This window comes from Croceicoccus ponticola (assembly GCF_004004515.1).
GTDB lineage: Bacteria > Pseudomonadota > Alphaproteobacteria > Sphingomonadales > Sphingomonadaceae > Croceicoccus > Croceicoccus ponticola.
Genome location: NZ_RXOL01000002.1, coordinates 211,061 through 231,310, shown reverse-complemented (window position 1 = coordinate 231,310; position 20,250 = coordinate 211,061). Strand labels below are relative to the sequence as shown.

21 protein-coding genes are annotated in these 20,250 nt (G+C 63.5%); 15 read left to right on the top strand and 6 right to left on the bottom strand.

Going from position 1 to position 20,250, the window contains the following annotated elements:
- The first annotated feature begins 52 nt into the window (after positions 1-52).
- The 4 genes from EKN06_RS07105 to EKN06_RS07090 all read left to right on the top strand — a co-directional run bounded on the left by EKN06_RS07105 (position 53) and on the right by EKN06_RS07090 (position 3,178).
- Positions 53-1,423: a S41 family peptidase gene (locus EKN06_RS07105; RefSeq protein WP_127612200.1), complete on the top strand. Its 1,371-nt coding sequence runs from the start codon at positions 53-55 to the stop codon at positions 1,421-1,423.
- A 52-nt stretch (positions 1,424-1,475) separates the two neighbouring features.
- A complete protein-coding gene (locus EKN06_RS07100) occupies positions 1,476-1,964 on the top strand; it encodes a disulfide bond formation protein B (protein ID WP_127612199.1) in 489 nt (162 codons plus the stop codon).
- 3 nt (positions 1,965-1,967) lie between these two features.
- A complete protein-coding gene (locus EKN06_RS07095) occupies positions 1,968-2,519 on the top strand; it encodes a demethoxyubiquinone hydroxylase family protein (protein WP_240654658.1) in 552 nt (183 codons plus the stop codon).
- 92 nt (positions 2,520-2,611) lie between these two features.
- A complete protein-coding gene (locus EKN06_RS07090; protein WP_127612198.1) occupies positions 2,612-3,178 on the top strand; it encodes a hypothetical protein in 567 nt (188 codons plus the stop codon).
- 64 nt (positions 3,179-3,242) lie between these two features.
- Here EKN06_RS07090 and fabI read toward each other — a convergent pair whose 3' ends face one another.
- The 3 genes from fabI to EKN06_RS07075 are packed head-to-tail and all read right to left on the bottom strand — an operon-like array spanning position 3,243 to position 6,018.
- Positions 3,243-4,049, bottom strand: coding sequence for an enoyl-ACP reductase FabI (gene fabI / locus EKN06_RS07085; protein ID WP_127612383.1), 807 nt, complete (start codon positions 4,047-4,049; stop codon positions 3,243-3,245).
- Between the two features lie 27 nt (positions 4,050-4,076).
- Positions 4,077-5,009, bottom strand: coding sequence for a YihY/virulence factor BrkB family protein (locus EKN06_RS07080; protein WP_240654656.1), 933 nt, complete (start codon positions 5,007-5,009; stop codon positions 4,077-4,079).
- 43 nt (positions 5,010-5,052) lie between these two features.
- Positions 5,053-6,018: a DnaJ C-terminal domain-containing protein gene (locus EKN06_RS07075; RefSeq protein ID WP_127612197.1), complete on the bottom strand. Its 966-nt coding sequence runs from the start codon at positions 6,016-6,018 to the stop codon at positions 5,053-5,055.
- Positions 6,019-6,161: 143 nt separating this feature from the next.
- On the opposite strand from EKN06_RS07075, the gene pdxH reads away from it, so the two are divergent.
- From pdxH to EKN06_RS07060, 3 genes are read left to right on the top strand one after another with little or no spacing between them, the layout of a single operon-like run.
- Positions 6,162-6,788: a pyridoxamine 5'-phosphate oxidase gene (gene pdxH / locus EKN06_RS07070; protein ID WP_127612196.1), complete on the top strand. Its 627-nt coding sequence runs from the start codon at positions 6,162-6,164 to the stop codon at positions 6,786-6,788.
- Positions 6,789-6,793: 5 nt separating this feature from the next.
- Complete coding sequence (locus EKN06_RS07065) at positions 6,794-7,792, top strand: cation diffusion facilitator family transporter (protein WP_276317274.1); 999 nt, start codon at positions 6,794-6,796, stop codon at positions 7,790-7,792.
- The gene (locus EKN06_RS07060; RefSeq protein WP_127612195.1) at positions 7,792-8,595 is read left to right on the top strand and encodes a PhzF family phenazine biosynthesis protein; all 804 of its coding nucleotides are present in this window, start codon (positions 7,792-7,794) and stop codon (positions 8,593-8,595) included. Before EKN06_RS07065 ends, EKN06_RS07060 begins: the two co-directional genes overlap by 1 nt.
- A gap of 24 nt (positions 8,596-8,619) precedes the next feature.
- On the opposite strand, the gene EKN06_RS07055 is transcribed toward EKN06_RS07060, so the two are convergent.
- Entirely contained in the window at positions 8,620-9,753 is a 1,134-nt protein-coding gene (locus EKN06_RS07055) for a serine hydrolase domain-containing protein (RefSeq protein WP_127612194.1), read from the bottom strand.
- Positions 9,754-9,803: 50 nt separating this feature from the next.
- On the opposite strand from EKN06_RS07055, the gene EKN06_RS07050 reads away from it, so the two are divergent.
- Positions 9,804-10,184 (top strand): hypothetical protein, encoded by a 381-nt coding sequence (locus EKN06_RS07050; RefSeq protein WP_240654655.1) that lies wholly within the window; start codon positions 9,804-9,806, stop codon positions 10,182-10,184.
- On the opposite strand, the gene EKN06_RS07045 is transcribed toward EKN06_RS07050, so the two are convergent.
- The gene (locus EKN06_RS07045) at positions 10,172-11,188 is read right to left on the bottom strand and encodes a hypothetical protein (RefSeq protein ID WP_127612193.1); all 1,017 of its coding nucleotides are present in this window, start codon (positions 11,186-11,188) and stop codon (positions 10,172-10,174) included. The genes EKN06_RS07050 and EKN06_RS07045 overlap by 13 nt on opposite strands.
- 35 nt (positions 11,189-11,223) lie before the next feature.
- Positions 11,224-12,411, bottom strand: coding sequence for a tRNA 2-thiouridine(34) synthase MnmA (gene mnmA / locus EKN06_RS07040; protein ID WP_205693847.1), 1,188 nt, complete (start codon positions 12,409-12,411; stop codon positions 11,224-11,226).
- 165 nt (positions 12,412-12,576) lie between these two features.
- Here mnmA and EKN06_RS07035 point away from each other — a divergent pair, with 165 nt between their 5' ends.
- The 7 genes from EKN06_RS07035 (at position 12,577) to EKN06_RS07005 (ending at position 20,243) form a co-directional block, all read left to right on the top strand.
- Positions 12,577-13,023, top strand: coding sequence for a hypothetical protein (locus EKN06_RS07035; protein ID WP_127612191.1), 447 nt, complete (start codon positions 12,577-12,579; stop codon positions 13,021-13,023).
- Positions 13,020-13,319 (top strand): CtrA inhibitor SciP, encoded by a 300-nt coding sequence (gene sciP, locus EKN06_RS07030; RefSeq protein WP_127612190.1) that lies wholly within the window; start codon positions 13,020-13,022, stop codon positions 13,317-13,319. The genes EKN06_RS07035 and sciP overlap by 4 nt, the downstream gene beginning before the upstream one ends.
- A 120-nt stretch (positions 13,320-13,439) precedes the next feature.
- Positions 13,440-13,697, top strand: coding sequence for a GlsB/YeaQ/YmgE family stress response membrane protein (locus tag EKN06_RS07025; protein WP_164843981.1), 258 nt, complete (start codon positions 13,440-13,442; stop codon positions 13,695-13,697).
- A gap of 206 nt (positions 13,698-13,903) precedes the next feature.
- Positions 13,904-15,127, top strand: a complete 1,224-nt coding sequence (locus tag EKN06_RS07020; protein ID WP_127612188.1) for an efflux RND transporter periplasmic adaptor subunit — start codon at positions 13,904-13,906, stop codon at positions 15,125-15,127.
- A gap of 13 nt (positions 15,128-15,140) precedes the next feature.
- Positions 15,141-18,554: an efflux RND transporter permease subunit gene (locus EKN06_RS07015; protein ID WP_127612187.1), complete on the top strand. Its 3,414-nt coding sequence runs from the start codon at positions 15,141-15,143 to the stop codon at positions 18,552-18,554.
- A gap of 73 nt (positions 18,555-18,627) precedes the next feature.
- Positions 18,628-19,839 (top strand): DUF445 domain-containing protein, encoded by a 1,212-nt coding sequence (locus EKN06_RS07010; protein ID WP_127612379.1) that lies wholly within the window; start codon positions 18,628-18,630, stop codon positions 19,837-19,839.
- 80 nt (positions 19,840-19,919) lie between these two features.
- Positions 19,920-20,243, top strand: a complete 324-nt coding sequence (locus EKN06_RS07005) for a hypothetical protein (RefSeq protein ID WP_127612186.1) — start codon at positions 19,920-19,922, stop codon at positions 20,241-20,243.
- Positions 20,244-20,250: the final 7 nt, after the last annotated feature.

Sequence of the window (20,250 nt, the reverse complement as noted above, 5' to 3'; positions counted from 1 at the left end):
GAGAACCGGGTTGCGAAATCGCAACGCCCGACGACAAGGACAAGAATTGCCCATGGCCCTGAGCATTGCGCCATTCATGCGTTCAGCCGCGCTCGTTACCGCGCTGGCCCTGTTGCCTGCGACGACGGCGGGACTTGCCGCCGTGGACGGACGCGGCGCACCGGAATTCGGAAAGCTGATGGCCATCTATCAACGGATCCAGGCCAATTACGTCGACGAGGTCGATGACGAAAAGCTGGTGCGCGGCGCGATCGACGGCATGCTCGCCAGTCTGGATCCGCATTCGTCCTATCTCGACGCCAGCGCCTTTGAAAGCCTGCGCACCCAGACTGAGGGAAGCTATGGCGGGCTGGGCCTTTCGGTGACGATGGAAGACGGCGTCGTCAAAGTGATCGCGCCGACGCGGGGCACCCCTGCGGACAAGGCGGGGATCAAGGCTGGCGATTTCATTACCCATCTGGATGGCAAGCTGATTTACGGCGGTACGCTGGACGAAGCGGTGGAGCAGATGCGCGGGCTCCCGGGGACGGCGATCAAGATCACGATCTATCGACCAGGCCGCGACGAACCCTTCGACGTCAGTGTCGCGCGGGCGATCATCGATCTGCAACCGGTCGAATTCACTGTCGATGGCAAAATCGGGGTCATCACCGTGTCGACGTTCAGCGCGAACGTCGGGCGCGAAGTCGAAAAGGCCATGGATGGCATCCGCACCAAGATCGGCGGCACCCCCGAAGGCATCGTCATCGACATGCGGTCCAATCCCGGCGGACTGCTGGATGAAGCCGTGGCGATGAGCGACCTGTTCCTCGACAAGGGGCAGATCGTTTCGCAGCGTGGCCGTTTCGCGCGCGATAACGAAAGCTACGTCGCCCGCAACGGCGATATCGCGCGTGGCGTCCCCATCATCGTGCTGATCGATTCAGGCACCGCGTCAGCATCGGAAATCGTCGCCGGCGCGTTGCAGGATCATCACCGCGCGATCGTCATGGGCGAACGCAGTTTCGGCAAGGGCAGCGTCCAGACATTGGTTCCGCTGACCCGCGACAGCGCGTTGAAGCTGACCACGGCGCGATACTTCACCCCGTCAGGCCGATCCGTGCAAGAAGGCGGGATCGAACCCGATATTGCCGTGCCGCAAATGTCCGACCCCGACGCCCGCGCAAGAGCGGCGCGCGCCATTCGCGAATCCGACCTTCGTGGACATCTGATCAACGAAATCGACCTCGACGAACGCGAACTGGAACACGACAAGATCGACGATCCGCGCTTCAAGATCTCGCCAGAGGAACTGGAAAAGCAGGGGATCGAGGATTTCCAGCTGCATTACGCCATCGATACCTTGCGCAACACGCGGCTGGCGACGACGAAAACGACGGGGACCAAAGTGACGGGCAAGCCCAAACCTGTCGCCAAGCCCTGAGGTTGCGCCATTCTCCAATTCCCTGATCCATGCGACCAATTCGGGACACCTGATGACCAATAACTTCGCCCGCGCGCGCATCGTCGCGCTGGTCGTTCCCGCCGCACTTCTGGTCGGGGCCTACTACTTCGAATATGTCGTCGGACTGTATCCGTGCGAGATGTGCTGGTGGCAACGCTATGCCCATTTCGTGGCGCTGATCCCGGCGTTGCTGGCTTTTGTCGTCCCGGTCGGCCCCTTGCGCATCTGGCTGGTGCGGCTGGCGGGCGTCGCGATCCTGATGTCGGGCGCGATCGGCGCGTTTCACGCCGGGGTCGAATATGGCTGGTGGGAAGGGTTTACGCAGTGCACCGCGCTGACCATCGGCGACGGGCAGAGCGCGCTGGACGCCATCATGAACGCGCCGACCGTGCGTTGTGATGAAGTGCAGTGGAGCTTTATGGGCATTTCGATGGCGGGGTGGAATTTCCTGATCTCCACCGTCGCCGGGGTCGTGGTACTGGTATTGTCGGCACGGACCCGCCGTTCGCGCGTTGGATAAGGCATGACGATGACCGGCAAGCCCGCAATGACCGAAAAGGAAAGATCCGAACGGATCGAGGCGATGATCCGCGTCGATCAGGCGGGCGAATTCGGCGCAACGCGGATCTACGCAGGGCAGCTTGCCGTGATGGGTGATCGCGCGCCGGGCGCTGGCGAAATCGCCGCGATGGCGACGCAGGAAGCCGATCATCTTGGTCGGTTCAGCGCACTGATGGCCGAACGCGGTGTGCGCCCGACGGCCTTGCAGCCATTCTGGGATGTCGCCGGTTTTGCGCTGGGCGCGGCAACCGCGCTGATCGGGCCGGAGGCGGCGATGGCCTGCACCGCCGCGATCGAGGAAGAAATCGACCGCCACTATTCGCACCAGCTCGACGAACTGGGCGACGAAGATGCCGAACTGGGCGCGATGATCCGTGAATTTCGCGACGACGAACGCGAACACCGGGCCACCGCGTTGGCCGCAGGGGCTGAACGAGCGCCGGGCTATCCCCTGTTGTCGGGCGCGATCCGGCTCGGCTGCCGCGCAGCCATCGCGCTTTCGAAGCGGGTTTGAACCGTGGAGCGCCTCGCTTCACCTGTCATTCAGCGCCAGATCGCCCTATACTGCAATTACGCTACCCGCGCTTTAAGGAGGCGCAAGATCGTATGACCCGCTTGTCGATCGCCGTATTGGCCGCCACCGCCGGTTTCGGGCTGGCCTTGACCGCCGCCGCCATTCCCGCCGCCGCGCAAGAGACCGAAGCGCCGGTCAATCAGGTCATCGTCTATGGCGATCAGGAATGCCCGGCATCGACCGAACAGCAGATCGTGGTCTGCGTGCGGCAGGAAGATCCCTATCGTATTCCCAAGACCCTGCGGCAGAGCGACGACAAGGAAAACGTCGCCTGGTCCGAACGCGTTGCTGCCAATCGCGATGTGGGCGACACCGGAGTGGGCAGTTGCAACACCGTCGGCCCCGCCGGACAGACCGGTTGCACTCTAGAGGCGATCCAGCAGGCTTATGCCGAAAAGGCGAACAGCTCCGACGTTCAGATGGGCAAGCTCGTCGCCGAAGCGCGCGCCGCGCGTCTTGCCGAGATCGACGAGGAAGCGCGCGCCACGCAGGAACGGGTCGAATCGATAGAAGCCGACTACGAAACACGCCGCAAGGCTGAAGAAGCAGCCGCCGGTGAAGTGGACCCGGAACCGCTGCCCAATCCAACCGGCAACTGATCGCCGAAGTCCTTAGGCTGGAGCCGGGGCGCCGCAATTGGCAAGCCCCGACCCGTTTCTTGCATCAGCTTAGCGCGATATCGGGCGCGTCTTCCTGCTTCATGCCGATGACGTGATAGCCGCAATCGACGTGGTGGGTTTCACCCGTCACGCCAGAGGCGAGATCGGACAGCAGGTATAGCGCCGAGCCGCCCACATCCTCGATCGTGACGTTGCGGCGCATCGGCGCGTTCAGCTCGTTCCACTTCAGGATATAGCGGAAATCGCCGATCCCGCTGGCGGCCAGCGTCTTGATCGGTCCGGCACTGATCGCGTTGACCCGGATGTTCTGCGGACCCAGATCGTTGGCAAGATACTGCACGCTGGTTTCCAGAGCCGCCTTGGCCACGCCCATGACGTTGTAGTGGGGAACGACCTTTTCAGCGCCATAGTAAGTCAGCGTCACGATGGAGCCGCCATTCGGCATCATTGCCGCCGCCCGCTGCGTCACCGCGACAAGGCTGTAGGCGGAAATGTTCATCGTCATCAGGAAGTTTTCGAGGCTGGTGTCGGCATAACGACCGCGCAGTTCGTTCTTGTCCGAAAAACCGATGGCGTGGACCACGAAATCGATCGTCGGCCAACGCTCGGCCAGCGTTTCGAACGCGGTGTCGAGCGCATCCATGTTCGCCACATCGCATTCGATCAGGAAATCGCTGCCAAGGCTTTGCGCCAGCGGCCTGACGCGCTTGGCCAGCGCTTCGCCCTGATAGGAAAAGGCCAGTTCCGCGCCTTGCGCGCTCAGCGCCTTGGCGATGCCCCAGGCGAGCGATTTGTCATTCGCGAGGCCCATGATGAGCCCGCGCTTGCCCTGCATCAGCGTTCCGGTGATGGGTCCCTGTTCGTCCATGCTATGCACTCATTCCTGACTTGCCGGGGTCGTTGCGCCCTCGGTCTGCGTCTCAAGATCGTCGTCGAACCTTGGCGTCGTCGCCAACGCGGCATTCAGTTCTGCGCCGACGACGAGCCCTAGCCCGACAAGCCAGAAAAAGAAAAGGGCGATCATGACCCCCGCAAGGCTGCCGTAAGTAAGATCGTAGGCGAAAAGCGTGTGGAGGACCGACGGCAATGCCATGGTCACGACGATCCACCACACCGTCACCAGCACCGCGCCCGGCCATTTGGGATACTCGGGCCCGCGAAATGCCTTTGGCGTCAGCGACAGGAACAGCAGCCAAAGCGAAAGCAGCAGGCCCAGCGCAGGGACGATGCGACTGATCGCGAGCGTCGTCGTCACATCCACGGATTCGGGAAACCACGCCTCGATCGCTTCCTGCGCGGCGGAAATGTAGAATTGCGCCGACAACGACATCATCAACAACACGATGGACCCGATGATGACAGCTACCGACAGCATCCGATGCCTGAGGAAACTTACGCTCGGCCGGGTATGATAGGCGCGGTGCAGGATGTCGCGGATCGTTTCGATCAGGCTGCCTACGGTCCACAATCCGAACAGCCCGCCAGCCCAAAGCAACCAGCCGTTGCGCGCCGACACCACGTCCTTGGCAACCGGCTCGAGCACATCTGCCACGACGCGCGGCACGGCGAGCAGGAACGCGTTGATCGCAGCCGTGCGATCCGCCGCCTCGCCCAACAGCGAAAAGACCCCGGCGGCCACGATGAAGAACGGAAACAGCGACAGGATCGCCATGTAGGCTAGGTTGCCCGCATGGATGAAGCCGTCTTCCCACGCGCCGATGGCGACGCGCTTGATCACTTCGAACGTGCGAGTGCCGGGTCCGACTTCGCTTCGGACCCGGTGATAGTGATGCCTGATGTGCCGCTTCACCAATGCTCACCCGATGGCATCGGGGTAAGGTCGATTGTCGCGATCACACGCCCAGCTTCGCCCGGATGGCGCGCGCATCGCTCCACCCGTCCAGCCTTTTCTTCAGGTCGACGTCGGCTTCGGGGATGTCGATTGCGAGCGTGACGAGCTGATCGCCGCGACTGCCGTCCTTGCGGGTAAAGCCCTTGCCCTTCAGCCGCAGGACTTTGCCCGACGTGCTGCCGGGCGCGATGGTGAGCATTACCGCGCCGCTGGTCGTCGGCGCCTTGATCTTCGCGCCATTCACCGCTTCGTCCAGCGTGATCGGCAGTTCGAGCCGCACGTCGTCGCCATCGCGATGAAAGAATGCGTGGGACTTTTCGACAATGGTGATGAGCGCGTCGCCACTGCCCCCGGGGCCGGGCTCACCCTTGCCGGTCAGCCGCATCTGAGTGCCGTCTTCGGCACCGTTGGGCAATTTCAGGTCGATGGTCTTTCCGTCCGACAGCGTGATTCGCTGCGGCGCAAGATTGGCCACGTCGATCAACGGCACGGCAAGGCGATACTGGACGTTCGCGCCTTTTGGCGGAGCGCGGCGCTGCCCCCCGCCCATTCCGCCACCCATTCCGCCGCCCATGCCGCCGGGCCCGCCACGTGCCGAACGGCTGCCTCCGAAAATCCCTTCGAACAGGTCCGACAGGTCGACTTCCTCGCCTCCGAAGCCGCCGCCGCCGGGAAAACCGCCCGCGCCGCCCGGACGACGACCGCCGCCAAAACCCTGACCGCCCATGCCGAACGGCATCTGGGGATTGCCCTCAAGGTCGATTTCGCCGCGATCGAACTGCGCGCGCTTGTCCTTGTCCGAAAGCAGGTCGTACGCTTTCGTGACGTCGGAAAAGCGCTCCGATGCCTTGGGATTGTCCTTGTTCTTATCGGGATGCAGCTCTTTTGCCAGCTTGCGATAAGCGGACTTTATGTCCTTTTCGCTGGCGGTGCGCTGCACGCCGAGGATCGTATAGGGATCGGCCATGTGCGAATAGCTAGGTAGCCTTTGGACTTTACGCAACGGACCTTTGCTTGGAACCGCGCGCATGCCTATGTTGGCACCGCAGGGTGAAGGCGACGAAACCTGCGCATTTCGCAACTAACTCGAACAACCGGACTGGCACTCAAGTGGAACCCGAACTCCTGGCCGAAGATGCGATCCCGACCGGCGATCCCTTCCGTCTTTTCGAAGAATGGTTTGCCGAAGCGCGCGAAAGCGAGCCCAACGACGCAAATGCGATGGCGTTGGCCACCGCAAGCCCGAGCGGTGCGCCATCGGTGCGCATGGTGCTGTTAAAGGGCCATGGCGCCGATCTGGGCGATGGTGGCGGCTTTGTATTCTACACCAACCAGCTTAGCCGCAAGGGTGGCGAGATTGCCGCCAATCCGCAGGCCGCACTGCTGTTCCATTGGAAAAGCCTGCGCCGGCAAATCCGCATCGAAGGGCCGCTGGAGCCGGTGACCCCGGCGATGGCCGACAGCTATTTCGCCAGCCGTGCGCGCGATTCGCAGCTGGGCGCGCAAGCGTCGGACCAGTCCGCCCCGATGGCGGAGCGGCGTGAATTTCTCGACCGCTTTGAAACCGTGCGACGGCAGTACGAAGGCAAGGACGTGCCCCGGCCATCGCATTGGGGCGGATACCGACTGATCCCGCAGGCCATCGAATTCTGGCAGGATCGCCAGTTCCGCCTGCACGAACGCCGCCGCTTTACGCGCAGCGGCGGCGGGTGGGCTAGCACGCTTCTCTATCCGTGAGCGCCGTGTCCGCCTCTACGGCCACGTCGGAAAACGCGGCGCAGCGCAGCCTTTTGACGCGCAGCGCGGCGATCGCCAGCATGTCGGTCGCCGCGATGCTGCTGGCGCTCAAGATCTATGCCACCGCGCAGACCGGATCGACCGCGATGCTCGGCAGCCTTGCCGATACCGCGCTCGACATCGTGGCCAGCCTCGTCACCCTGATCGGCGTGTGGGTCGCGGCCATGCCGGCCGATCACGACCACCGTTTCGGGCACGGCAAGGCAGAGGCGCTGGCGGCTCTGGTGCAGGTCGTGCTGATCTCGATATCCGCCGTCGGCATCGCCGCGCGGGCGATCAGCGTGTGGCTGACCGGGGCGAAGGTGCAGGAAGCCGACATGGGCATCACCGTGTCGCTGATCGCGATGGGGGCGACCGTAGTCCTGCTCGCATGGCAGCGACATGTGATTCGCAAAACGGGCAGCGTCGCGATTCAGACCGACCATGTGCATTACCAGTCCGATATCCTGCTCAACATCGGCGTCATCGGCGCGCTGGCGCTCGACCAATATGCGGGGCTGACCGGCGCGGACCCGATCTTTGCGCTGGCCATCGCATTGTGGCTGGGGTGGAACGCCTGGCAGGCCAGCCAGCAGGCGGTCGACAACCTGATGGATCGGGAATGGCCGATCGAAAAGCGGCAGCGACTGCTGGATGCGGTGCGCGACAATCCCGACCTGCACGGACTGCACGACTTACGCACACGGACGGCGGGCATGCATGATTTCGCGCAGTTTCACATTACCGTCGATCCACAGATGACGGTGGCCGAAGCGCACGACGTGATGGATGCCATCGAAGCGCGACTGCTGACCGAATTTCCCGACACCGAATTCCTCATCCACACCGACCCCGAAGGCCATATCGAATCGGATGCGGGCATTCCGGTCGATTTGTTGAGCCATGGGGTCGACGCCGACGTGCGGACCGACGGAACGACGGCGCACGCCGACGCGGCGTCATAATGCCCGCCATCCCGTTCTGGCATGTCGACGCGTTTGCGGGTGAGCCTTTCACCGGCAATCAGGCCGCGGTGATGATCTATGACGCGGGGTTTCCCGACGATGTGACGATGCAGCGCATCGGGGACGAAAACAACTTTGCCGAAACCGCCTTCCTCGTGCCGCATGACGGGCCAGAGGCGGATTGGCAGTTGCGCTGGTTCACCCCGACTTGTGAAATCCGCCTGTGCGGTCATGCGACTTTGGCGGCGGGACATGTCGTGTTGACCCGTGATGGGGGCGATTCAGTGCGGTTCATGACGCGCCATGCCGGCGTGCTGACGGTGCGCCGTGCCGAACAGGAGGGCGCCGGATACGAAGTCGCACTGCCCGCCATTCCCACCGCGCCGGGCGAATTTCCCGCCGCGGTCGCCGGATTAGGCGCGACCCCGCGCGTCATCGTCCGGTCGCCCGACCGCTACAACGTGTTCCTGTTCGATGACGAAGCGACCGTGCGCGCTCTGTCACCCGACATGAAGGCGCTGGCTGCGCTGGGCGATCACCAGTTCATCTGCACCGCGCCGGGGCACGAAACCGACGTCGTCAGCCGTGTTTTCGTGCCGGGCGCCGGGGTGGATGAAGACAGCGTCACCGGTTCGGCCCATGCCGTGCTGACCCCGTTCTGGACCGATCGACTGGGCCGGCCCGAATTCACCGCATTTCAGGCGTCGCGGCGCGGCGGGCGGCTGACGTGTCGGTTGGACGGCAATACGGCATGGCTCGGCGGGCCATGCGTCACGATCGTAGAGGGCCTGTTCCGGTATTAGGCCGCGAAATTTGGACTGACCCGTTCAGGAAGCAGGAAAGCGGGCGATGAGCGCGGCCATCGCTTCGTTCAACCGGTCCTGTTCTTCGCCTTTCGAAATACCCAGCCGCACGATCACGAGGTCCTGTTCGGGCGAGATCACGCAATATTGGCCGTGAAAGCCGAGCATTGCGAACAGCTTGTCCGATGCCTGCCCCGGAAACAGCACGGGATCGCGCCCTTCGGGTCGTTCGCGGTTCAGCCAGACGTGCGCGCCATAGGCCGGATCGCGCGGGCCTGGCGTGGTCATGAACCTGATCCAGCTGCGCGGAATCACGCGCACGCCGTTTGATGCAACGCCGCCCTGCCGCATCATCTCGCCGAATTTCGCCCAGTCGCGGGCCGTGGCATGCACCATGCTGCCGCCGACGAACGTGCCGTGCGCGTCGAATTCGGGGACCGCGCTGGCCATGCCCAGTGGCCCGAACAGCCGTTCGTGCAAGTACCCCGCCATCGCATCGCGCCGGTCGTCCGCATTGTCAGATGTGGTCAGCGCGCGGGTCGCGACATCGGCGAGGATCACGCTCGACGCCGTGGAATAGGTGAAGTGCTTGCCCGGATCGGCATCGAGCGGCTGAGTCTCTGCGTGATTGGCCACGTCGCTGCGCCCTTCGGTAAACAGCATTCGCGCGGAATCCGACGACCACGACGGATCGGCATCTTCGGCATGGCGCAGGCCGGATCGCATCTGCAGCAGGTGGCGCACGGTGATGTCAGCGCGCGGATCGCCGGCGCGTTGCCAGCGGGGCAGGGGGGCGGGTTGATCCAGCGCCAGCGAACCGTCCGCGATCAGCATACCGATGACGACGCCGGTCACGGTCTTCGTCATCGACCAGCCGACGTGGCGTGTGTTCGGGCCATAACCCGGCGCATAGCGTTCGGCGACGATCTTACCGTCGTGCATCACCACCAGCGCACGCGTTTCGCCGACATCATCGGCAAAAACGCCGTCGATGGCGCGGGCCAGCCCTTCGCGCGACGCGCCGGCATCGCCCTTGGCAACAGAGGCCAGCGATTCGTCGGACGGCGGCGGCAAGTCTTCGGCGCCGCCTGTCGCATTGCAGGCGCAAAGGACTGGCAGCAGCGCGGCGGCAAGGATAGGGAGCAGGCGAGGCGGCATCGTGCCGCCTGTCCAACACATCGACCCTGCAAGGCAAGCCGCAAACCACGATGCCCACCGGCAATTCATCCTCCGCCCGCGAATCCGCACAACAACGTCCCGCCGCGCGCCAGCCCGAACGTCGCAAGACGAAACTGGCATTGGGTGCGGGCGCGCTGATCGGCGTATCCGCCATCTGGGGCTGGCAACCGCTGACGATGCAGGCAGAGGCGGGCACCGCGTTCGGCGCGCGGGTCGGTTGTTCGTGCCGCTATGTCGCGGGGCGAGAGATCGGCGATTGCGAAAAAGATTTCGTCGACGGCATGGGCGCGGTCTCGCTGAGCGCGGACGACGATGCCAAATCGGTCACGGCCAGCGTCCCTTTGTTGTCCAGCACGACCGCGACTTGGCGCGAAGGGTGGGGCTGCGTGCTCGAACCCTACGACGGTTGATCGCGAGACCATTTGCCTACGGGCACCTGACCCTGCGGAATGCACATGTCGCCGGGCGCGCGGCCCCTGTGCAGTATTTGCCCCTGATCCGGCGACATTCCGGGCGGGGGCGGCATCGGCGGAATGGATCGCTGACAGGACAGCCGGGTTTTCCCCTGCGCCATGCAGGCGGAAACTTGGCTTTCGCGCATTTGCGTCATGCGGTCGGTCAATTCGCGCTGCTGCACGCTCAATGCCGCGCGGTTTTGCGCCGCCTGCTCTTCGGTCAGGTCGCAGACCGGAGTGCGGGCAATGGTGTCGATCACCACGATCCCTTCATAACCGCCGCACTGGATGCGCAGGGCGGCGAGCGCGGGTTGCAGTGCGGGACTGTTCGGCAGCGGGTTGACTCCGATCATCCCAGGCTCTCCGACGCGCAGGCTTTGCATGCCCGACAGGCCGCCCACGGTAAGCCACCCTTCGTCATCCACGAACACCGAATTGGCGCGCGGGCCCAGCACGACGAGCTGCCCCGCACCGTTGCCCAGCCGCAGACAGCCGCGGGCCAGCACGATGCGGCCCTCCTTTGGCCCGCGCAACTCGGTATCGGCAGGTTCGGGCAAGTCGAATACCCGCAACTGTTCATCGCCACCCTGCCACTGATCGTACCCACCGGAAATCAACGGCACGACGCGCACGGCGGGTGCGACATCGGTGATGATCGCCTGTTCGGGCAAGGCCATCGCCTCGGTCAGGCTTTGCGGGCCTCCGGTGGCGAAACTCGACCGCATGAGCTGATCTTCGGTGCCGTACCGCACCGGCGCGTCAGCGATATTGCCCATGGCAAAACGCGCGCCATAGCCGTCGCCCGAAAGCCAGACGGATTTCGGCAGAGCGATCCCTGGCTTCGGCGTGACAAGGGTGATTTCGGGTTCGCGGACCGACTGTTCATATCGGTGCCGCCCTATGCCGAACGGATCGAACCAAGCCAGAAGCGCAAGGAATATCCACGACCCGATCAACAAGCCGAGCCATGTGCCCCGGCTTTTGCGGTCCGGCTCTAACCGGAGACCTTTTCGGTATCCTCGATCCATCCGCCGCCCACGACCCTTTCCCCGGCATAGAACACCGCGGCCTGTCCCGGCGCAACGCCGTATTCGGGATTATCGAACACGACACGCACGGTGGCGTTCCCGCCCAGCGATCCTTCGACCCGGCAGGGCACCGGCTTGGCGAGCGAGCGGACCTTTACCGAAAGGGGCGCATCGGGCGCGAAACTGTCGGGGAGGGGGCCGATGCGGTTGACCTCGATCACTTCCATCGCGTCGACGGCCAGCATGCGTTTCGGGCCGACCAGAACGGCGTGGTTCGCAGCATCGATGCCGGTCACGTAAAGCGGTTCTGCCTGACCGCCGATCTCCAGACCTCTTCGCTGGCCGACGGTGTAATGGATAATGCCCTTGTGCCGGCCCAGCACATCGCCGCTCGTCGCGTGGACGATGTCGCCTTCGGTCGCGGCGGCGGGCCTCAGCTTTTTTACCAGCGAGGCATAGTCGCCCTCGGGTACGAAACAGATGTCCTGGCTGTCGGGCTTGTTCGCGACGCCAAGACCGAGTTCGCTGGCTATGGCGCGGACTTGCGGTTTGGGCAGGCCGCCCAGCGGAAAGCGCAGGAAAGCCAGCTGTTCGTCGGTCGTGCCGTACAGAAAGTACGACTGGTCGCGCGCCGGGTCGGCCGCGCGATGCAGTTCGGGGCCATGCTCGCCCACGACGCGCTGAACGTAATGCCCGGTGGCAAGGCAGTCCGCACCCAGTTCGCGCGCCATGCGGAACAAGTCGGTGAACTTCACCCCCATGTTGCAGCGGATGCACGGGATCGGTGTGCGCCCCGCCATGTATTCGTCGGCAAAGCGGTCGATCACATCTTCGCGAAAGGCGCTTTCGTGGTCGAAGACATAATGCGCGATGCCCAATCGGTCCGCCACGGCGCGCGCGTCGCGAATGTCGTCACCGGCACAGCACGCGCCCTTGCGTTTCACCGCATCGCCATGATCGTAAAGCTGTAGCGTGACGCCAATCACCTCGGCTCCGCTTTTGGCGGCGAGCGCGGCGACGACGGAACTGTCGACACCGCCCGACATGGCGACGACGATGCGCCGCACGGCCAGCGGCGGTTCAAGCTGGAACAGGGCGGCAAGATCGCTCGCGTCGCTGCCTTCGGCGGCGAAATCCGAAATATCTGCGGGCATCGGGGGCATGGCGTGCGCTCTACACTTATCGAGCGGTTTGCAAAAGGCCCGGGTTCGATCGGATCGCCGATGGCATGCAGGTGGCGGCCATTGCGTGTTTTCCCTAATGATTCGTGACCAGTGCGTTTACCGGTTCTTGACCAAGTCGGCGCCATGGTAGCGTCGATGTTCGCGCGATTCCCCTACCTGACGGACTCTGACGAGACCGGACCCGGCGCCAAACGGCGGCGGCTCGACTGGCACGCATTGCTGGCGAAGCTGGATGCGGAACGCGATCTTCGCAATTCGTTGGGCGACGTGCATGGTCTGCACGGCATCGCCGCGCTAATGGCCGAAGGCAGTTTCGACCCCCGCGCCGCCGAAATGATCTTTTCCCTCGCCGCCGGCGCGCAAGTGGCGGGCGACATGCCCGAACGGCGTTTCGCGGCCGAGGATCTGTCCCGGCTTTCACAATCGGCAAGCGACGAGGGCTCGCGTTTACGCAATCCTAAGTCTTCCGAATGTAATAAACATTCAGGCAAGGCCGATCGCACCTTTCACACAGATGGGGGCGAAATGGCCCCCCCGGCGACCCCCACGCCGAGGGACGGGAACGCTCGAGGACGTACATGATCGAGAACCAGAACATCAAAGCGGCAATGGTTATCGGCCCGTTGGGCGAGCCACTGACGGTGGATGATCTTCCCCCGCCCAGCACCAAACGCTGGGTCGTGCGCCGCAAGGCAGAGGTCGTTGCGGCGGTCAATGGCGGCCTGCTGTCCATCGACGATGCCTGCAAGCGTTACGATCTGACGCTTGAGGAATTCGCGTCATGGCAGCGCGCGGTCGAACGTTCGGGCATGAAGGGGCTGCGCGTCACACGCATTCAGCACTATCGCGATCTTTACGAACGCCAGATGAAGTATTGATATCGTTGGTAAAACCGGTGCGTAGCGCCTGTTTTGCACCATTTCCGGCTCAAAAGGATGGCTCCGATGCCGTAATCCGGGCATCATCCCTTTCATAACAATGGAAGAAGGAGGATGCCCGTGGAATGGATTCTGGTAATCATCGTGGGCGGTATCGCCGGCTGGCTCGCCAGCATGGTCATGAACCGCGATGCCTCGATGGGTATATTCTGGAATATCATCGTCGGCGTGATCGGCGCACTTGTCGGCAAGTTCGTTCTCGGACTGTTGAACGTAGGTGGCGGCGACAACTGGCTGCTCTGGTTCATTTCGGCCCTGCTTGGCGCAATCATCCTGCTCGGGATCATCAATCTGGTGCAGAGAGGTCGCGTTCGCTGACAATTCTGCAAGTAAGCCGTGCGAACCGATTGTATCGATTGGCATAGCTTGATACCCGCAAAACGGAACGGGCTCGCCATATCGGCGGGCCCGCAACGTCCGTTGTGATCGCCGCGCGATCCGGGGGGCTTGTCTAAGGTGCTTTACACGGGTAACACACTGCCGTCAGGCAACGTGTTTTCACAGGCGCCAGCAGGTTGGATGCGATGGAATATGAAACGCGCTTGAATAATCGGCACGACGAAACTTCCGAACAGGACGTGTTCGTGAACGATGTCGACACCATTGGCATCGACGACGGCGAAGCCCAGCGCCGCCGCCGCAAGCAGGTGATGATCGGCGGTGCGATCGCGTTGCTCGTGATCGTCGCCATCGCCATCGCGCTTTCCCTCGGCAAGGGCGGCTCCGCCGGCGTCGATGGGGCCGAAGCCAGCCAGATACCGGTCGTCACCGTCATCGTGCCGGGAACCGAAAGCGTCGTCGGCGGCATTACCGCAAGCGGTACGCTGGCCGCGCGTCAGCCCCTGCCGGTCGGCTCTGTCGGCGAAGGCGGTCAGGTTTCCGAGGTCCGCGTCGATGAAGGGGATTGGGTCCGCAAGGGTCAGGTCCTGGCCGTGATCGATCGTTCCGTGCAATCGCAACAGGCCGCCGCGCAAGCCGCGCAAGTGCAGGTCGCCCGGGCAGATGCCGCATTGGCGCAATCGAACCTGGAACGCGCGTTGAAGCTTGTCGATCGCGGCTTCATCTCCAAGGCCGACGTCGACCGGCTCACATCGACCCGCGATGCCGAAGTGGCCCGGGTCCGTGTCGCCGAAGCACAGTTGCGCGAACTCAATGCCCGCAATGCCCGGCTCAACATCCTGGCTCCGGCGGGCGGCCTTGTCCTCGAACGCAATGTCGAAGTCGGTCAGGTCGTCAGCGGCGGCAACACGCCGCTGTTCCTGATCGCGGGCGGCGGAGAGATGGAGCTTGCCGCGCTGGTGGGCGAAAGCGAACTTTCGCGGCTTGCGGTCGGCGCATCGGCCGAAGTCAGCCCGGTCGGTTCCGACAAGACGTTTTCCGGCCAGATATGGCAGCTGTCGCCGACCATCGATGAAACTTCCCGGCAGGGCGAGGCGCGCATCGCTCTTGCCTATGACCGGGCCCTGCGTCCCGGCGGTTTTGCCACCGCGGTGATGGGCACGGGCGGGGTCAGCGCGCCGATCCTGCCCGAATCCGCCATCCAGAATGACGAAAACGGTGCCTATGTCTTCGTTGTCGGCAAGGACAATCGCGTCAAGCGCCGCGGCGTAAAAACAGGCGTTGTCACGGGCGCGGGAATTACCATAACCGAAGGGCTGACCGGCGACGAACGCGTCGTGCTGCGTGCCGGCGGCTTCCTGTTCGACGGGGACGAAGTCAAACCGCAGCGCGCCGGCGCGGCGGGCTGACGGGCAAGGCGGCGTGAACCTTCGCAACCTATCTGCCTGGTCGATCCGTAACCCGATCGTCCCCATCGTCCTGTTCGCGGGACTGTTGATGGCGGGCATGTTCTCGTTTGCCGATCTCGATGTCAACGACATGCCGGACATCGATTTTCCGGCCGTGACGGTCACCGTCGTCCAGCCGGGCGCGGCGCCGAGCGAGATCAACACCCAGATCACCCAGAAAGTCGAAGCGGCGGTAAGGTCGATCAACGGGGTGGACGAAATCCAGTCGACCGCCAACGAAGGGTCGAGCACGACGTTCGTCCAGTTCGAACTGGGCATCGATTCCAACGACGCTACCAATGAAGTGCGCAATACGATCGACCAGATCCGCAGCGACCTTCCGGACGGCATCCTCGATCCGCAAGTGACCAAAGTGGATATCGGAGGGTCCGGCCCCATCGCCTATTTCGCGATTTCCGCCGACGACATGACGATGGAACAGCTCAGCTGGTTCGTCGACGATACGGTATCGAAGGACCTGCTTTCGATCGAAGGCGTGGCCGCGGTCGAACGCAGTGGTGGGGTGGATCGTGAAATCCGCGTCGTGCTCGACCCGCAGAAGATGCAGTCGCTTGGCGTGACGGCATCGCAGGTCAATGCCGTGCTGCGGCAGGTTAATACCGATGCTGCGGGCGGACAGGCCGAAATTGCCGGATCGCGCCAGTCGGTCCGCGTGCTCGGCAATGCAGCCAACGCCTACGATCTCGGCGAAACGCGCATCAACCTGTCGGGTGGGCGGATTATCCGGTTAAAGGATATCGCCAGCGTCAACGACGGTTATTCCGAACAGACCCGTATCGCCAAACTGCGTGGCCGGCAGGTCGTGACGTTCGGCATCCAACGGGCAAAAGGCGCGTCCGAAGTCACCGTCTATGACGGAGCCGTGGCGAAGCTCGACGAACTGCAGAAAACCAACGCGGGCATCCACATCTCGCCGCTTTACACGCAAGTCCCCTACACAAAGGAACAGTACAAGAGCTCGATCGAGGCGCTGGTCGAAGGCGCGTTGCTGGCCATTGTCGTCGTGTTTCTGTTCCTGCGCGACTGGCGCGCTACGATCATCAGCGCCATCGCCATTCCGCTTTCGGCGATACCCACGTTCTGGCTGATGGACATGATGGGCTTTACGCTCAACACTCTGTCGCTGCTGGCGCTCAGCCTTGTCGCGGGTGTGCTCGTCGACGATGCCATCGTCGAAATCGAAAACATCGTGCGCCACATGCGCATGGGCAAAAGCGCGTATCAGGCATCGATCGACGCGGCGGACGAAATCGGACTGGCAGTCGTGGCAACGACGATGTCGATCGTCGCGGTGTTCCTGCCGGTGGGCATGATGCCCGGCATTTCAGGCCAGTTCTTCAAGAATTTCGGCCTGACCGTCGTCGGCGCGGTGTTGATAAGCTTGGCCGTGGCGCGAATGATAACGCCCATGGTGGCCGCCTACTTCCTGCGATCGAAGGGCCATGCCGAACATGGCGAAGGGCGGTTGATGGACGTTTACATGAAGGTGCTCCCCTTCATGCTCGACGAAAGCAAGGCGGAGGAACGCCGGGCTCGCCCCGCGCGTTGGGCGGAAATGTTCGTGCCCGCGCTGGTCGTCGCGATTTTCGTGCTCGCCGTGGCCGGGCCGGTCGGCGTTGCCGGTGCGGACTACGGCCCTTCTTCGGGCAACGCCTTGATTACCGCGGGCGCCGCACTGGGCAAGCCGCTGCTTTATGCCGGGATCGCCGGGCTTGCCACATTCGGCATCAGCTATGTCATCGCACTGTTGTCGGGAATGTCCCGCAATCACCATGGCGGCCCATTGTCCAGACTTATCGCCTTTGGCCATCGCGCCCATGCACGCGTTTTCGATCACCGGTTCTGGGCCTTTGGCGGTGGGATTGCCGCGCTGGTCATCACGATGGTGATGTTCATGGTCGTGCCGCAACAGTTCCAGCCTTCGATCGATCAGGAAACGAGCCAGGTCCGGATCGAAATGGTGCCCGGCACCACGTTGGAGCAGACGACCTTGGTGGCCGACCGCGTCGCCGAACTGCTTTACGAACAACCGGAAGTCGAGCGCGCTCTGGAATCCGTTTCCGAAGGATCCGCGCGCATCTATGTCGGTCTTAAGAAAGACCGCACGACGACGAGCACCGAGTTCGAGCGTCGGCTGGCGCAAGAATTCCAGTCCTTTGCCGATGCGCGTATCAGTTTCGCGTCGCAATCGGGGGGCTTTGGAACGGGGCGTGACATTACCGTCATGTTGGCCGGTTCCGATCCCGAGTTGTTGGAAGAAACCGCGAACAAGGTCGTCGACGAAATGCGTGGCGTAGAGCTGTTGCTCGCTCCGCGGATCGAGGCTGATCTGCAGCGTCCCGAACTGATCGTCACGCCGCGTCCCGACCTTGCCGCGCAACTTGGCGTGACGACCGCTGCGTTGAGCCAGGCGGTGCGCATCGCCACGATTGGCGAGATCGACCAGAACGCGGCAAAGTTTTCCCTGTCCGACCGTCAGATCCCGATACGCGTGATCCTTGCCAAGGAATCGCGTCAGGACATCGCGACGATCGAAAACCTGCCCGTGCCGACGGCCTCGGGCGGATCGGTGCCGCTGGGCCGGGTCGCCGACATCACCTTTGGCGCAGGTCCGACAAAAATCGAACGTTTCAACCTGTCGCGCCGCGTGCTGATCGGCGCCGACCTTGCGCCCGGCGCGATCAAGGGTCCGGCGATGGAACGGATAGCGAAGCTGCCGACGCTCGAAAACCTGCCGACCGGCGTTACCAACCCGACCGTGGGCGAAGACGAGTGGCAGGCAGAGATGATCAGCAACTTCATGATCGCGGTCGTCACTGGCATCTTCCTCGTCTTTGCGGTGCTGGTGCTGTTGTACAAGCGCGTCGTGTCGCCACTGGTGAACATGACGTCGCTGCTGCTCGCGCCGTTGGGTGGGCTGATCGCGCTCGTGCTCATCGGCCAGCCGATATCGATGCCGGTCTATATCGGCGTGCTGATGCTGCTGGGCATCGTTGCCAAGAACTCTATCCTGCTCATCGATTTCGCGATCGAGGAAATGGAAAGCGGCGTGCCGAAGAAAAAGGCGATCCTGGATGCCGGGCACAAGCGGGCCCAGCCGATCGTGATGACCACGGTCGCGATGGCCGCCGGCATGGTGCCCACGGCGTTGTCGCTGGGCGGCGACGGGGCGTGGCGCGCGCCGATGGGAACGGTCGTCATCGGCGGCCTGCTTCTGTCGACGCTGCTGACGTTGGTCATCGTGCCTGCGGGGTTCAGCCTTGCCGACGGTTTCGAAAAACGGATCGGACCCAAACTGCGCAACATGCTGCTGACATATCGTCCGGGCGACGCCGATGCCGATCGTGGCATCGTGCCTGCGGAATAGGCCAAGGAACGTCTTGGCAGGCCTGATTTCGCGCGCGCAGTCGCCGGTCGCGATACCGGACAAGGCCCGCACCATACGCATGGTCGCAACGGGTCTTTTGGTGGCGATGGCAGCGGTTTACGTCGTTTCGCGACAGTATGTGGGCCTGCACCCGGCAGTCGGATACGTCATGTCATTTGCCGAAGCCGCGATGGTCGGCGCGCTGGCCGACTGGTTTGCGGTAACCGCGCTGTTCCGCCGCCCGCTCGGGCTGCCGATTCCGCACACCGCGATTATTCCTACCAACAAGGACCGCATCGCAGATACGATGGCGGGCTTTCTGCGCACCAATTTTCTGACGCCTCAGGTCGTCGCACGGCGCATGGGGGGCATGAACCTTGCCCGGGCAGCGGGCGATTTCCTGGCCGATCCCAACCGACGCGGTACGGTGGGCGTGCGGGCGGGCGTCGCCGAACTGTTCGCCGAAGTGCTGGAATCGCTCGATCCCGAAAGGCTTGGCGAACAGGTTCGTGCAGGGCTGAAATCGCAGGCCGATCGATTGCAGATTTCGCCGCTGATCGGGCAAGTGCTTCAGGCGACGATCGCCGACAGGAAGCATCTGTCGCTGATCGATGCGACCGTCCGTTGGGCGGGACTGACGTTGGAGGCGAACGAGCCGCTGGTGCGGGCGATGATCCACGAACGGGCCAATGCCTTGCTGCGCTGGACGGGGTTGGACGAACGGCTCGCCAATTCGGTGCTGGACGGGTTGTACCGGTTGCTCGCCGAAATGTTGGTGGACCCCGACCATCCGGTGCGCGCCAAGGTCGAGGAAGGGCTGCAGAAGTTGGCCCACGACCTCGTTCACGACGAAGCGATGCGAACGAAGGTTGAGGGCATCAAGCACGAAATCCTAAACAGCCCCGCCGTGGGCGCATGGTGGCAGGGTGTATGGGAACGGCTGCGGCGCAACCTGATCGCAACCGCGCGCAATCCCGATGGGGCGCTGTCGGGCCAGCTTGGCGGCGCACTTGCCGAATTGGGAGAGGCGCTGCGCAAGGACCCGCGCCTGCAAACGCAGATCAACCGTTTTGCCCGCCGCAGCGCGGTCGGCATCGCCAATCGCTATGGCAACAACCTTGTCCGGCTAGTCTCCGAAACGGTGAAGCGCTGGGACGCGGTGACGATCACCGACCGGGTCGAGGGCGCGGTGGGCCGCGACCTGCAATTCATCCGCATCAACGGGACGATCGTCGGCGGACTGGTTGGCCTTGCCATCCACGCCGCGGATCTGGCCCTGTCCTGATCGGGAATCGCTTAGGGGAAAGTCCCTAACCCTGTCCGCATCGGCCCCGCGCCGATCGCAAGCAGGGAGCCAGCGCCCAGATGTCCGTTACTACCGATGCGCTCGAACGCGAAGTCGCCGCAATCCGCACCATCCCGCAGGACCGCAATGCGCGCATGGCACAGCGGCGGGACCGGCATTGTGCGCGCATCATGCAGCTTATCGCCCCGCGCGTGCGCCACTTTACCCGCGTTTACGGCTTGCTCGACATAGCGGACGATGCAGAGCAAGCCTGCGCCATCGGTGTGCATCGCGCGATCTGCGACTACGATCCTGCCCCGTGCGCGATTCACCACGTTCGTGAATTGGCAACTGCGCTGCGAGCTGCAGGCCTCGCGCCATCGCGTTCGGCTCGATTCGCGTGACGGTGCG

Bases quoted from the DNA above. Each gene is read 5' to 3' on its own strand.
- EKN06_RS07105 (WP_127612200.1), top strand. From the start codon at position 53: ATGGCCCTGAGCATTGCGCCATTCATGCGTTCAGCCGCGCTCGTTACC.
- EKN06_RS07100 (WP_127612199.1), top strand. From the start codon at position 1,476: ATGACCAATAACTTCGCCCGCGCGCGCATCGTCGCGCTGGTCGTTCCC.
- EKN06_RS07095 (WP_240654658.1), top strand. From the start codon at position 1,968: ATGACGATGACCGGCAAGCCCGCAATGACCGAAAAGGAAAGATCCGAA.
- EKN06_RS07090 (WP_127612198.1), top strand. From the start codon at position 2,612: ATGACCCGCTTGTCGATCGCCGTATTGGCCGCCACCGCCGGTTTCGGG.
- EKN06_RS07075 (WP_127612197.1), bottom strand. From the start codon at position 6,018: ATGGCCGATCCCTATACGATCCTCGGCGTGCAGCGCACCGCCAGCGAA.
- EKN06_RS07060 (WP_127612195.1), top strand. From the start codon at position 7,792: ATGCCCGCCATCCCGTTCTGGCATGTCGACGCGTTTGCGGGTGAGCCT.
- EKN06_RS07055 (WP_127612194.1), bottom strand. From the start codon at position 9,753: ATGCCGCCTCGCCTGCTCCCTATCCTTGCCGCCGCGCTGCTGCCAGTC.
- EKN06_RS07050 (WP_240654655.1), top strand. From the start codon at position 9,804: ATGCCCACCGGCAATTCATCCTCCGCCCGCGAATCCGCACAACAACGT.
- mnmA (WP_205693847.1), bottom strand. From the start codon at position 12,411: ATGCCCGCAGATATTTCGGATTTCGCCGCCGAAGGCAGCGACGCGAGC.
- EKN06_RS07035 (WP_127612191.1), top strand. From the start codon at position 12,577: ATGTTCGCGCGATTCCCCTACCTGACGGACTCTGACGAGACCGGACCC.
- sciP (WP_127612190.1), top strand. From the start codon at position 13,020: ATGATCGAGAACCAGAACATCAAAGCGGCAATGGTTATCGGCCCGTTG.
- EKN06_RS07020 (WP_127612188.1), top strand. From the start codon at position 13,904: ATGGAATATGAAACGCGCTTGAATAATCGGCACGACGAAACTTCCGAA.
- EKN06_RS07005 (WP_127612186.1), top strand. From the start codon at position 19,920: ATGTCCGTTACTACCGATGCGCTCGAACGCGAAGTCGCCGCAATCCGC.